The following is a 14,338-nucleotide window of genomic DNA, read 5'->3' as shown; positions in this document are numbered from 1 at the left end:
CCGACGGCAGACCCCCGAACTCTCCTGCCCAAGAAACGAGTTGCACCACATGACCGCCGCCCGATCCGGCCCACAGTTCTCCGTCCACGACATCCCGTTCAGCACGCACGGATCCTGGTTCGGTTTCTCTCCCGTGCTGGCGGAGAAGACACGCTCCGAGGACCTCCACCTCGTCTCGCACCAGAACGGCATGCACGCCGTCCTGCGCCTGGTCCCCCAGGACGCGGCCACGGGCGAGCGCGCCGAGACCCGTGTCGAGGCGGCCCCGGGCCTGCTCAGCTGGCTCGGCGAGCGCGGCCGCTTGGACCTCGCGTACGAGACGCCGGACACCGTACGCGTGCGCGGCGAGCGGCTGGGGCTGCGTGTCACCGCGGCGGCGCAGAGCCTGACCCCCTTCAGCGGCACCTACTTCTATCGCGACCCCGTGGCCGACGCGCACATATTCACCTCGTACGAGACCGGCCGCCGCTACCGGATCACCGTGCTGTCCGGCACGGTCACCGAGGTGTCCGGTGCTCAGGCCCTGGGCGCCGGCGACCGTGGTCTCGCGGTCACCGCCGGGGCCGACGGATCGTGGGAGCTCGCGATCGAGGAAATCGACAGTGCGCGCCAGCCCTACCGCTCGTCGGCGGCGTTCGGCGAGGTCATGGAGGCCGCACGCCAGTCGTTCGCCGAGTTCGTCGACGCCGTAGCCCCCTGGCGCTCGTCCGACACCCCGGCCGTCGAACTCGCCGCCTACGTCGTCTGGTCGGCGACCGTCCGCCCGGCCGGCCTGGTCACCCGCCCCGCCGTGCTGATGTCCAAGCACTGGATGGACAAGGTCTGGAGCTGGGACCACTGCTTCAACGCCCTCGCCCTGGCGCCGGGAAACCCGCAGCTGGCCTGGGACCAGTTCTCCCTGCCCTTCGACCACCAGGACGAGACCGGCGCTCTGCCCGACTCCGTGGCCCACTCCGAGGTCCTGTACAACTTCGTCAAACCGCCCATCCACGGCTGGGCCTTGTCCCACCTGCGCAGACTGCTGCCCGAACCCCTCAGCCGGAAGGACCTCGTCGAGATCTACGGCAGGTTGGCACGGTGGACGGACTTCTGGCTCACCGCCCGGCGCGCCCCCGGCGCTTCCCTGCCGCACTACCAGCACGGCAACGACAGCGGCTGGGACAACGCCACCACCTTCGACCCGGAGCGCGTCGTCGTCACCGCCGACCTGGCTGCCTTCCTCGTCCTCCAGCTCCGGGAACTGGCCGTCCTGGCCAATGAGTTGGACCAGCCGGACGACGCCCACCGGTGGGCCCAAACCGCCGAGGCCACCCAGGCCGCGATGCTCGACGAGCTGTGGAGCGGTGAACGGTTCGAGACGCGCGGCGCCGACAGCACCGCGACCTGGGCAAGCTCAAGCCTCCTGGACCTGATGCCGGTGGCCCTGGGCGAGCACCTCCCCGAGCACGTGGGAAAGGCCCTGGCCGCCCGGGTCGAGAGCCACCTGACCGCGTACGGACTGGCCACCGAACTGCCCACGTCACCGCACTACTTGTCCGACGGTTACTGGCGCGGTCCGATCTGGGCACCCGCCACCGTCCTCATCGAGGACGGCCTGCGCCGGGCCGGCCACCACCGGCTGGCCGACGACATCAGCGCCCGTTTCCGCGCCCTGTGCGAAACCCACGGTTTCGCCGAGAACTTCGACGCCGTCACCGGCACCGGCCTGCGGGACCGCGCCTACACCTGGACCGCCAGCAGCTACCTCCTCCTCGCCCGCGACCACCAGCGGCGCGCGGACACCGCCACCACCGTCGCCTGAACCGCGAGCGACGACCCACCCACACGTCCGGCACGGGGGCCGGCAGCACAGCGACAACAACCCCATCCGAAGGGACGTAAGCACATGCCAGCAATCGGGCAAAGACGCTCGGCCGCGAGACGCCTTCTCCGCGGCGTCGCGACGACGCTGCTTCCGCTGACCCTCGTCGCCGGCGTCACCGCCGTGACGGCGACACCGGCCTCCGCCGCCGGCCCCACCCTCACCGTCGACCTCGGCAACTCCACCGGGGCGTTCCGCGGCGGCGCCTCCGGGGCGCTGTACGGCCTGTACGGACCGGACGTTCCGACGAACAACCTCATCGAGGGCATGGGGCTGACGACCACCAACACCAAGTACCAGGACGGTCAGCAGCACCCCGGCTCGGACGCCCTGGAAATAGCGAAGCCGTTCGTGGACAGCGGCGGCAGGGACGTCATGATCTACATGACCGACGTGTACCGCACGGTCTACGAACGGACCAGCTACGCGCAGTACCAGGGGTACATGAAGACCCAGGTCGAACAGGCGATGGCCAGCCCGTACGCCAGTCACATCGTCTTCGTGCCCTACAACGAGCCGGACATTGGCTGGTTCAACGGCATGCGGAGCAACTCGTCGACGCTGGCCGCCTTCAACTCCGAGTGGCGCCAGACCTACAACTTCATCAAGGGCATCTGGCCGGCGGCACGATTGGCCGGGCCCAACCTCGCCGGCTTCAGCGCCTCCACCCTCAGCACCTTCCTCAGCTACTGCAAAACCAACAGCTGCCTGCCGGACGTGGTGACCTGGCACACCTTGGGCAGCCCGGCGGACGTCCGCAGCACGGTCGAAGCCTACCGGGCCGCGGAGGCCTCCGCCGGAGTCTCCCCGATCACCGTCAACCTCAACGAGTACGCCCACCGCTACCACCTGACCGACCCCGGCCAGATGGTCCAGTGGATCGCGGGCATGGAGGACGAGAAGGTCGACGGCAACCTGCCGTACTGGAACATCAACGGCAACCTCGGCGACTCCGCAGCCGCGCAGAACACGCCCAACGCCCAGTGGTGGCTGTACAACTGGTACAGCTCCATGAAGGGCGGCAACACCGTCAAGGTCACGAGCAGCGGGGCCAACGCCGCCTACACGCTCCAGGGCGTGGCAAGCCTGGACACGGCCAAGAAGCAGGCCCGGGTCATCCTCGCCGGGGGCGGCACCAGCGGTGCCTCCGACACGGTCATCAAGAACATCGACCCCGCTGTCTTCGGCAACACTGTGCACGTCAGCGTGTTCCAGGACCGCTGGAGCGGCTACATCGGCGCGGCGGCCACGCCGACCCGGCTCTCCGACGCCGACGTCGCCGTGGGCTCCGACGGCTCGATCACGGTCCCGATCAGTCTCGACGCCATGTCCGCGTACCAGGTGATCGTCTCCCCCGGCGGCACCGGCAGCTCAACTGCCTCCGACAGCACCTGGCGGGGCACGTACGAGGCCGAGAACGCCACGCTCAGCGGCAGCGGCTACGACATCAACACCGAAGGCACCACCGGCAACGTCGGCAAGTTCGCGACCTCCGGCACCAAGGACGTAGGAGGCCTGCGTACCGGCTCGACAACGGTGATCTCCTTCAACGTCTCCGTGCCCACCACCGGCGACTACAACCTCTCGGTGTTCGGCAACAGTTACGCCAAGGACCCCGACGTCAAGGGCCCGACGAACATCTACGCGCGGGTCGACGGCGGCGCCTCCACCCGGATCGACATCCCGGTGGGCTTCCAGTGGGTGGTGTGGGGGCACGACGACGCCACCGTGCACCTCACCGCGGGCAGCCACACCATCACCCTGGCGACCACCGGCGACAACGGCGCGGCGACTGTCGGCGACGCGATCATCGACAAGATCGACCTCCAGTACAAGGACGCCTCCGTCCAGGGCACCACGCTCTACGAGGCCGAGCAGGCGAACCTCTCCGACAGCGCCACCGCCACCTACGCCTCCCAGGGGCAGTCCGGCGCCGGCGCGGTCAACCTCACCTCCGGCAAGTCGGCGACGTTCTGGGTCTACTCCGCTCGGGACGGATACGCCGACCTGACCGCCCGCTTCCGCAACACCGGCCAGGCAGCCCTGACCGTCAACGGCAGGACCGTCAACGACCAGACGCTCTCCGGTGCGACGACCGGCGCCTGGTACACGTCCACCAACCGGGTGTACCTCAACGGCGGCATCAACAAGGTCAAGGTGACCGGCTCCGGCGGCACGCTCGCCCTCGACGACCTGGCCGTCACCCCGTTCAGCGCCTCGGACCCCGTCACCACCGGCAACGTCGTCACCTACCAGGCCGAGAACGGCACCCTCACCGGGACCGCGGCCGTGGACAACACCTACAGCCAGGCCAACGGTGGCGTCGTCAAGGGCATCGGTGACGGAACCGCCAACTCCCTCACCCTCAACGTCAACGCGACCGCGGCCGGCACCTACGCCATGACCATGCGCTTCGCCAACAACGAGGAACTGCCCTCCAACCACTACAACCCCGACCTGTACGCCGAGCACGCCGACGTCAGCGTCAACGGCGGCACCGCCACCCGCGTCAACTTCGCCAGCACCCTGCACTGGAACCAGTTCCAGAACTACACCGTCCCGGTGACCCTCACCAAGGGCGCCAACAGCGTCAAGTTCACGGCCTCACAGCTGTACAACTGGGACGGCACCACCGTCGGCGTCGTCTACTCCGGCGGCGGCAGCGACATCGGCCAGCCGATGCGGTCCAGCTCCGCGCCCCACCTGGACCAGGTCTCCTTCGCCCCCGCGAGCCTGCACATCGGTGCTGCGACCGGCTTCTCCTCCACGGCCGTGGCCCAGCACAGCGGGCTCTGCCTGGAGAACCCCGGTCAGTCCACCGCCGACGGCACCCAGTACCGGCAGAACACCTGCGGGAGCGGACAGGAGCAGGTCTTCGACTTCCACCCGGTCGCCGGAACGACGGACACCTACACCGTCGTCAACCACTACAGCGGCAAGTGCCTGGACATCAGCCAGCTCTCCACGGCAGACGGCGCCGCCGTCCAGCAGTGGACCTGCCTCAACGGCCCCAACCAGCGCTTCACGCTCCGGCCGGTGACGGCGCTCGGCAACAGCCACGACTACCAGCTCGTCGCCGTGCACAGCGGCAAGTGCGTGGACGTCAGCACCATCTCCACCGCACCCGGCGCCCTCGTCCACCAGTGGACCTGCGACACCGGGAGCACCCTGACCACCAAGAAGAACCAGATCTGGAGGCTTGCCGGCAAGGACTGACGAGGAGCGGATCCCGCGCCTCCCCTGCCTGTGCAGAATCCGAGAGGGCCACGACATCCGGTCGTGGCCCTCTCAGCCTGAGCGTTGGCCCGTCCGGTGGTGGCGGGAGATGCCGGAGCCTGACCCGCGCGTGTGTCGGGCGGCGGTCTCTGCTCGTGCGTCGTGGGCGACCGCGACCGCGGCGCGGACGAAGGCGGCGACGGCCGGTGAGTGGGCATCCTCGGGCCATGCGACGGCCAGGGTGCAGTCCGGGACGTCGCTCACCGGCCGAAAAGCGACCCCGGGGCGTGGGTTGCGGCGGGCGACCGAGGTGGGCGTGAAGAACACGATGCTGCCCGTCTCCACGAGGCTGAAGATTTCCGACAAGTTGGAGGCCGGTGCAGCTTCCCCCGGCGAGGACGGCGCACTTGGGCCCTCATCGGCCGGTGCGCCGTCGAGGAGACTGCGGCCGGCCAGGTCCGCCAGGCACAGCTGGGTCCGGGCTGCGAGCGGGTCGGTGGCGGCCATGGCCACCAGGACCGGCTCGGTCAGCAATGGCTCGCTGTCCAGTCCACGCTCGTCCACGGGGCGCAGCACGAGCGCGACGTCGGCGAGGCCGTCGCGCAGCGCTTGGGGTTGCGCGCCGATCCCACCGAGGACCAGTTCTGGGGGCAGGACGGCTCGGTCGGCGCTGTAGGCGTCCAGGATCTGCGGCAGCAGACCGCCGTCGATGTCGGCCTTCAGGGCGATGCGCAGCCGGGGCGAGACGCTGCCCGCGTGCCGGGCCCGGTGGGCGGCGGCGCTGACCGCCTCCAGGGCGGTTCTGGCATCGCGCAGCAGGACCTCTCCGGCACCGGTGAGCTTCACCTGCCGAGTGGTCCGTTCGAACAGCGTCACGCCGAGCTGTCGTTCAAGGTCGCGGATCGTTCGGGACAGCGGGGGCTGCGCCATGCCCAGCCGCTCGGCGGCGCGCCCGAAGTGCAGTTCCTCCGCGACGGCGACGAAGTAGCGGAGCTGGCGCACCTCCAGATCATTCATACCTCCAGAGTATCAATTGCGCTCGAAGTGGTCCTTCACCTGTGTCGTTGCGCCGGGTTCACTCGAACACAACAGCCCGACACCAAGTCCATGGAGGCACTCGTGATCGTCATTACCACGCCGACAGGTGACATCGGCCGACAGATCCTGGACCGAGTCCTGGGCAGTGGCGCGGCAGTCCGGGTGATCGCCCGCGATTCCTCCCGTCTCCCGGAACGCGTGCGCACACAGGTGGAGGTGGTGGAGGGTTCCCACGCCGACGCGAACACGATCGCGAAGGCACTACAGGACGCCGACCAGCTGTTCTGGCTCGTGCCGCCGGCCGACTTCCACGACGCCGAACCCGCCCGACGCCACTACCTGGACTTCACCCGGGCCGCAGCCCAGGAAGCCGCGAGCCGGGGCGTGCGGATGGTGCACGTCACCTCACTGGGGCACGGGTACGACGGCGAGGCAGGACTCCTGTCGGCCGCGCTCGACATGGACGAACTGATCGAGAGCACCGGCGTGCAGTACCGGGCCCTGGCACTGCCGTTCTTCATGGAGAACATCCTTCGCCAGGCCCAGCCCATCACGCAGCAGGGCGTGTTCTCCCTGGCGAACAGCGCGGACCGGCCTTTGCCGACCGTCGCCACTCGGGACGTGGCCGCGGCGGCGGCAGCCCTTCTGCTGGACCCCACCTGGAAGGGGCAGGCCCGCATTCCCCTGGTCGGCCCGGACAACCTGAACCCCGACGCCATGGCCGAGATCATCTCCGGAACCCTCGGCAGGCAGGTGCGCTACGAGCAGGTTCCCCTCCCCGACTTCCGGGCCCGCCTGGTGCAGCACGGCGCGAGCCCTTCGCTGGCCCGGGAATGGGCCGACATGGTCAACGCGCAGAACAACGGCATCTACGACGCCGAACCCCATGACGCGGTGTGCGCCACCGGCTTCCGCCAGTGGTGCCAGGACGTCCTCGAGCCTGCCGTCCCGACCGGGGCCTGACCAAGACGGACGGCCGCCGCACGACGCGTACAGCAAGCCGCTCCGGCTCAACGGCCCCGCAGGGCCGCGCTGATCATCCGCCCCGTCTGCTGCACCGCGCCCACGAAACGGTCCAGGCTGTGCTCGGGTCCGGTCACCAGGCTGAGGGACGCGAGCGGTGCGCCGGTCGGGCCGCGGAGGGCTACGGCCACACAGCAGACACCGGACACCACCCCTTCACGGTCGAACGCGGCGCCCCGCTCCCGGATCGTCTCCGCCTCCCTCTGCCAGGCCGCGGGCAGCGGGCCCTTCAGCGTGTGCGGATGGGCCCCAGCAACGAGAACCTTGCCCGCGGCGGTGAACCACGGAAAGGTGGCACCGTCCTGAAGCGCGCCGATCGCGCCGACGCCGTCCCCCGGCGTCCAGTCCAGGACCAGCGTCTGGCCCTCACGCAGCACGTTGAGCGCCACGGTCGCGCCCGTGAGGCGCGCGAGGCGGCGGGCCGGTGCACGCGCGGCGGCGCGGAGGCCGGGATACGGCTGCCAGCTCCTCCCGAGCCGGAAGACCAGCGGTCCCATGCGGTAGCCGCCACGGCTCCGCTCGACGGCCCCCAGGTCGACCAGCTGCTCCAGGAGGCGGTACGCCGTCGTCTTGGGCAGACCGCACTCCGCCGCGAGCCGGGTCAGCCCGGCCTCCCCCGCCCGCTCCACCGCACCCAGCAGCGCGAACGCCCCCTCCATCACGCTGCGTCCGCCCCCGTCCGCCACAGACCGCGACGGCGGCGAGCCAGGCATCACACGCGGAACACACGGCTCGTACGGATGCTCTTGCTGCCGCGCCGGCGCCTGCACCGCGCCTGCCGCCGGCGTTCTGAGTGCCTCGTTCACGACCCTCTCCCCCGGCTGCCGCCCGACCGGCCCCGCGCCGCTGTCCCCGTGTACGGAGCGCCGCCGTGCACCGGTGCCCGACGCTCCAGCAGACTCAATTCCGCATCACCAGACTGAAGTTCGAGTGTGGCTGAGAACGTTGTCGATAGGTTGTCGCCCGACGCGAGAATGTGTGCACCAGGTGATGGCCACCCGCGCGAGAGGTGTGGAAGTCGTGACGGAACTGCGCCTGCTCGGTCCGGTCGAGCTCTCGCTGGCGGCTCGGACCGTCGAAGTCGGGCCGCCGCAACGCCGGACCGTGCTGGCCGCGTTGGCCGTGGACACCGGTCGCCCGGTCCCGGTCGACGTGCTGATCAGACGGGTGTGGGGCACCGAACCGCCGGACGGGGCCCGGCGCGCGCTGCACGCCCATGTCACCCGGCTGCGCCGACTGTGCGAGCAGACCGAGATGCTGGGGACTTCACGGTTACGGCTGCTGCGGCGCTCCGGGGGATATCTGCTGGAGGCGCGCCCCGACCAGGTGGACATCCACCGGTTCCGGCAGCTGAGCGGCTGGGCCCGGGAGAGCGAACGTACCGACGAGGCGCGGGCGGCGCTGCTGCGCGAGGCGCTCGGACTGTGGCACGGGGAGCCACTGGCGGGGCTCGGCGGCCAGTGGGTGGCACAGGTCCGGGAGGCATGGCGACGGCAGCACGCGGACGCCGCGGTCGCCTGGGCCCGCCTGGAGTCACGCCTGAGCGACCCCGTCACCGTGATCGGCCCGCTGACCGAACTCCTGGAGGAGTATCCGCTGGTGGAGCCGCTGACCGAGGCGTTGATGCGGGCCCTGCACGCGGCCGGGCGCAGCGCGGAGGCGCTGGACTGCTACACCGCCGTCCGCAAACGGCTCGCCGAGGAGCTGGGCACCGATCCCGGCCCGGGCCTGCGCGCGGTCCACGAGGCGATCCTGCGGGGCGGCCTGGCCGAGTCGGTCGCCCGACCGGTCTCCTGGACAGCCGAGTCGGTCGCCCGACCGATCTCCCGGACGGGCGAATTCGCCGCCCCGCCGGGGCCGCGGCCGACCCGATCCGCCGACCGGCCGGAGCCTCGGACGAAGGAGCCGCCGCCCCCGGCGGCGCCCGGGACCGGGGTCACGGCCTCCCCCGGCCCGGGGGCACCCCCCTGGCCGGGTATCGCACCGGGTCAACTGCCCATGGGCGTAAGGGGTTTCACCGGCCGCCTGGAAGAGCTCGCCCGGCTCACGGACATCCTCGGCTCGGCGGAGGACCAGCCCTCCGCGGTGGTCATCACCGCGGTGTCCGGCACGGCGGGCGTGGGCAAGACCGCCCTGGCCGTGCACTGGGCACGACTGGCCCAACCGTCCTTCCCTGACGGCCAGTTGTATGTGAACCTGCGCGGATTCGCCCCGAGCGGCTCGGTGATGGACCCGGCGGAGGCGATACGCGGCTTCCTGGACGCCCTGGGCGTGCCGCCGACCCGGATACCGGCCGGCCTCGAGGCACAGGTCGGGCTCTACCGCAGTCTTCTGACAGGGCGAAAGGTGCTGATGGTGCTGGACAACGCCCGGGACGCCGAGCAGGTCCGCCCGCTGCTGCCGGGAGCCCCGGGCTGCCTGGCCCTCATCACCAGCCGACGGTCGCTGACGGGGCTGGCCGCCACCGAGGGCGCGCAATTGCTGACCGTCGGCCTGCTCTCCGCCGACGAGGCCCGGGAACTGCTGGCCCGCCGGCTCGGCGCGGACCGCGTGACAGCCGACACCGCCGCCGTCCAGGAGATCGTCCGGCGCTGCGCGGGGCTGCCGCTCGCCCTGGCGATCGTCGCCGCACGGGCCGCCGCCCAGTCCGCACTGCCGCTGGCCGCACTCGCCGCTGAACTACGCGGAGCCGAGGGGCCGCTGGACGCCCTGGACGGCGGCGATGCGAGCAGTGAGGTGCGGGCGGTGTTCTCGTGGTCGTACCGGGCGCTCGGCACCGAGGCCGCACGGCTCTTCCGATTACTGGCTCTGCACCCCGGGCCCGACGCCACGCTCCCGGCCGTCGCCGCCCTGGCCGGGACACCTGCCGCCCGGACCCGGGTGCTGCTGGCCGAACTGGTCCGCGGACATCTGCTCACCGAGCAGCCCGCCGGGCGCTTCGCCTTCCACGACCTGCTGCGCGCCTACGCCACCGAACTCGTCACCGGGATCGACGACGACGCCCTACGACACCGCGCCGCGCACCGCATGTTCGACTTCTACCTGCACACCGCCCACCGGGCGGACGCTCTGCTGACCCCCCGCCCGACCCCGGACGCGTTGCCTGGGGCCCAACCCGGTCCCACACCGGTGGAGTTGACCGATCACCGGCAGGCGCAGTCGTGGTTCAGCGCCGAGCAGCAGGTCCTGCTCGCCGCCGTGGAGCAGGCGTCCGTGTCCGGCTTTCCAGGTCACACCTGGCGGCTCGCCTCCGCCCTGACGACCTATCTCGACCGGCACGGCAACCGGCGGGCGCTGATCGCCGCGCACACCACGGCCCTGGACGCCGCCCGGCGCGAGGGCGACGTCGTCGGCCAGGCCGAGGCCCACCGGGGTCTCGGGCTCGCCGAGGACCGGCTGGAGCGTCCCGACGAGGCCAGGGCCCACTATCTGCGTGCGCTGGAGCTGTTCGGCGAGGTCGGCAGCGACACCGGGCAGGCCCGTATCCATCAGCACCTGTCGCGGATGTCGGAGGCCCACGGCCGGCACGAGGAGGCGCTCGGCCACGCCCACGAGAGCCTCGCCCACCACCGGGCGGCCGGCGACCGGGCCGGAGAGTCCGCCGCCCTGAACCACATCGGCTGGATCCTCGCGCAACTCGGCGAGCACCGGAGGGCGCTGGCCCACTGCCTCCTGGCGCTGGAGCCGGCGCGGGAGACCGGGGACCTCAACGGCCAAGCCCACATCCACGACAGCCTGGGCTGGATCCGCCACCGGCTCGGCGAGCACACCAAGGCCGTCGACCACTACCAGCAGGCCCTCGAACTCTTCCACCAGACGGGTGACCGGCACGGCGAGGCCGCCGGGCTCCTCTGCCTCGGCGACGTCCACGACACGACCGGGCGCCCGTATCCGGCGCGCGTCGCCTGGGCCCAGGCCCTGGCCGTCACCGCTGAACTCGGGCTCCCGGACGCGGATCCGCTGCGTGCCGTTCTCCTCGAACGGCTCGGTCTCCTCACTGTCGGGTCTTGGGGCCGAAGTCCACTCCCTGATCGTTGAGGCCGTGCCGGATCACGAAGTCCTCGACATCACCGGTCGGCCAGATCGAGCCGTGCCGGCGCAGGGCTTCGAGGTACTGCTCGTTCTGGGCGGCGTCGGTGACGATCAGGTTGGCGGGGTCGTTGTACCGCCAGGGGTCGTCCGACAACCGGGTGCGGTGCTCCACGCCCAGCGACTCGAACTCCGTGCCCGCCCCTCTGCGGGTGTTGACCCGCAGCGCGGTCCCTCCCTGGGCCGCGTCGCCCGTGGTCTGGAGCTGCCCCTCGATCTGGCGGAGGTCCGTGTCGGCGCGCAGCCGGCGCCAGATCGCGTCCCGTACGTTGTCGAAGTCGGCCCGTGCCAGGTCCCTCGCTTCGCGGAGGATGGCGTTGGCGTCGGCCCGCTGGGCCGGCGTCAACGGGCCGTTGCCGACCTGCCCGCGCAACTGGTCGAACTGCCGGCGCAGTTGGCCCAGCCGGGTCCGGGTGGGAGTGGTGCGCTGACGGCTGAGCACGTCGAGCACCACCGCGCCCATCTTGCTGTTGGCGACGCGCTCGTACTGGGCGAGCAGGCGCGGCTGCGACACGGCCGGGGCCCGGGTCTGCGGCGAGATCACCGTGGCGGGCGACGAGACGGCGTGATCGGGAACGGATGCCTGCGCGACCGCGGTGTCGGCCGGGGACTGCGGCGCGGGGGCGGTGCGGGGCTGCGGCGCGGGGGCGTTCGGCGCTTCCAGCTCCGGGATTCCGGTGCGGGGCGAGGCCGCGCCGGGCCGTTGTCCGCCCGACAGGGTGATGGACGACGACGTCTGCTGGAGGCGCAGCGCGGGCACGGGGTCGGCCAGACCGATCGCCGCGCCCGCCACGTACGACCGCACCTGCCGGCCGACCGAGGTGACACCCCGTCGGACGGACTGCCCGGCCTCGAAGGCCCGTTGCTGCGTGCTCTCGCCCAGCCCTGTCGGACGTCCGGTGACCAGGGCCCCGACCGCCAGCGAGGTTCCGGCGGACAGGAAGGACTGGGACAGGTCACCGGTCTGAAGGTAGGTCGCCCCGGCCTCGACGGCCGACGGCAGTGCGGCGCCGACGGCCCACTGGGCGGCGGGCGAGGACAGGCCCTGCGCATAGGTGCCCGCCACGCCGCCGAGTGCGCCCAGGCCGAGTCCGGTCAGGCCGGCCCGCACCGCCGCCTCGCCGCGTCCCGTCCCCTCCGGCGGGGTCAGCAGGGCACCGGTGATCCCGCCCGCGGCGTTTCCTGCGCCCTGCGCAAGCGCGCCCCGGCCGAGCGACTGAAGCCGTGACAGGCCCTGGGCGCCGACGCCGAGGGTGCGGGCCGCGGCGAGACCGACGCCTGCGCCCACGCCGATCTGGACACCCTGCGCCCCGACGCGCGCTCCCTCGTCGACACCGGCCGACAGGGCGGCGCGCACCCCGTGCCCGGCGACCAGTTCACCGCCGGCGCCCGACGTGAACCCGAGGACCACTCCCTCGCCGCCCACGACGGCACCTGTACCGGCGGCCGTGAGGACGGTCGCGGTGAGTCCGGTGGCGCCCAGGCCGGCGACTCCGGCGGCCACCACCGGGGCGGCCAGGACCGCGCCCACCGACAGCGCGACGGCGAAGGCGAGATTGCGGGTGATCTCCAGTCCGTGCACGATCGCCCCAGCCGTCGCCACGGCACGGTCGATGCCGTCCAGGACGATCTGCTGGGCCCTGTCCGCCTGTTCGACGGCGGTGAGGACAGCGTCCCCCATGTCGGCGAGGGATCCACCGCGCGCCGCCGCCCGGAAGCGCGCCAGAGCCATGTTGGACTCGGCGAGCGGCCCCAGCATGCGGCTCTGCAATGCTACGGGCTCCTCTCCGCTGAACACGCTGACGAGGAAGCCCACCACCTCGTGCTCCTCGTAGTTGAGGCGCAGGTGTTCGCTCATGCGGAACTGCGTGGAGTCGTTCATTCCCCGCGCCCGGCGGGCGGCCTCCGCGAGCGAGGTCAGTACCTCGGCCCGTACTCGCTGGGCGGTCTCCAGAGGGAAGACGAGCATCTCGCCCTCGTGGATGACGTACGCGGAGCCCGGTGCGGCCTGGTAGGGCCGGATCGAGTCGATGATCCGCAGGTTGGCGAGGACGCCGGCCCGGTCCTGGGTGGTGGTGGGGCTCAGGGCACGGGCGAGGCGTGTCTGCCGGCGCTGGGTGCGGGCACGGTCGAGGTCGGCGGCGACGGCCGGGGCGAGCAGCGCCAGTTCCTCGCGGAGGAGGGCCCGGTCGGCGCGGCTGACGTCCGGCCTGAGCAGCCAGGCGGCGATGCGGTCGGACTCGGCGCGGATCTCGGCCGGGTCGGTGAGAGCGGTGCTGGCACGGTCGCGCAGGACATGCGGCATCTCGGTGTCCGGGAGGGCCGGTTCGGGCGCCGTGGCGGCCGGACGTCGTGCGCCGCGCGCAGCCGCGGGCCGGCCACGGGGTCCGGCGGCTGTCAGGGCCGGGGCGCGGCGGGCGAGTTCGGCCCGCAGGGCTGCCCTGGCCTCCAGCATCCGATCCGTCTCGGGGGTGGAGGAGATCTGCCGGTCGAGCCATTCGTCGACGGCGCGTGCTTCGTCCGTGAGATCGGACAGGCCGTAGCGGCGGACGTCCGGTGTGCTGTGCAGCCAGTCCTCCGGTGCCCAGGCGACATAGGGCGCCGCCACGCCGGCGAGGGCCGTCGCGCGGGTGCCCCGGCCCGCCTCGGCGGCCTGGTGTTCCGCGGCCTCGGTGCTCGCGAGGCCGCCCATGCCCTGTTGGGCCGCGTGCACGGCCTCGTGGACCAGCAGGGCGTGCGGGGCCTCCTCGCCCGGTCTGGTGGCTATGCCGATGTCGCGGCCGAAGGTGAATCCGGCGGCGCCCGCCGCCCGGGCGGCCGCGCGGATCCTCGGCCCGGTGTGGACGCGGACGTCGCCGGGATCATGCCCGACGGCCCGCGCGGCGGCGGCCCTGGGGCCGGCGCCGAGCGGGGTTCCCGGGCCGTCCAGCGCACGGACGGCCTCGGCGGCGGCCGCCAGCGCGCCGTTGCCGAAGGCGCGGTGCAGTCCGTCGCCGACGGGGCGGGCCGGGGACGGGGGCCGACGGGCGGGGTCTCCCGTCCGGTCGTGCGCGGACCGGTGCGCTGCCTGCTGCTCGAACACCGTCGGCCTCCGTCCCTGGTGGTGCCTTG

7 protein-coding genes are annotated in these 14,338 nt (G+C 72.1%); 4 read left to right on the top strand and 3 right to left on the bottom strand.

The annotated features are described in order from the left end of the window. Positions 1-49: 49 nt before the first annotated feature. Together IF54_RS0125590 and IF54_RS0125585 are read left to right on the top strand one after the other, a co-directional pair. A complete protein-coding gene (locus tag IF54_RS0125590) occupies positions 50-1,801 on the top strand; it encodes an amylo-alpha-1,6-glucosidase (RefSeq protein WP_030322626.1) in 1,752 nt (583 codons plus the stop codon). Positions 1,802-1,885: 84 nt separating this feature from the next. Further along, positions 1,886-5,077 (top strand): RICIN domain-containing protein, encoded by a 3,192-nt coding sequence (locus tag IF54_RS0125585; protein WP_030322624.1) that lies wholly within the window; start codon positions 1,886-1,888, stop codon positions 5,075-5,077. 72 nt (positions 5,078-5,149) lie between these two features. Here IF54_RS0125585 and IF54_RS0125580 read toward each other — a convergent pair whose 3' ends face one another. Beyond that, positions 5,150-6,094, bottom strand: a complete 945-nt coding sequence (locus IF54_RS0125580; protein ID WP_078852102.1) for a LysR family transcriptional regulator — start codon at positions 6,092-6,094, stop codon at positions 5,150-5,152. Positions 6,095-6,196: 102 nt separating this feature from the next. Here IF54_RS0125580 and IF54_RS0125575 point away from each other — a divergent pair, with 102 nt between their 5' ends. Continuing rightward, complete coding sequence (locus IF54_RS0125575) at positions 6,197-7,078, top strand: NAD(P)H-binding protein (RefSeq protein ID WP_030322620.1); 882 nt, start codon at positions 6,197-6,199, stop codon at positions 7,076-7,078. 47 nt (positions 7,079-7,125) lie between these two features. Here the strand turns inward: IF54_RS0125575 and IF54_RS0125570 are convergent, their stop codons facing one another. Continuing rightward, positions 7,126-7,797, bottom strand: coding sequence for an IclR family transcriptional regulator (locus IF54_RS0125570; protein ID WP_234439061.1), 672 nt, complete (start codon positions 7,795-7,797; stop codon positions 7,126-7,128). 361 nt (positions 7,798-8,158) lie between these two features. On the opposite strand from IF54_RS0125570, the gene IF54_RS0125565 reads away from it, so the two are divergent. After that, positions 8,159-11,176 carry an AfsR/SARP family transcriptional regulator gene (locus IF54_RS0125565; protein WP_234439057.1) on the top strand — a complete coding sequence of 1,006 codons (3,018 nt, stop codon included), beginning with the start codon at positions 8,159-8,161 and terminating at the stop codon, positions 11,174-11,176. Here IF54_RS0125565 and IF54_RS0125560 read toward each other — a convergent pair. Beyond that, a complete protein-coding gene (locus IF54_RS0125560) occupies positions 11,133-14,309 on the bottom strand; it encodes an eCIS core domain-containing protein (protein ID WP_030322614.1) in 3,177 nt (1,058 codons plus the stop codon). The genes IF54_RS0125565 and IF54_RS0125560 overlap by 44 nt on opposite strands. Positions 14,310-14,338: the final 29 nt, after the last annotated feature.

It is taken from the genome of Streptomyces sp. NRRL B-3229, from assembly GCF_000719505.1.
GTDB lineage: Bacteria > Actinomycetota > Actinomycetes > Streptomycetales > Streptomycetaceae > Streptomyces > Streptomyces griseorubiginosus.
The sequence above is the reverse complement of the archived record's forward strand: the minus strand, read 5'-3'. Positions and strand labels throughout refer to the sequence as shown.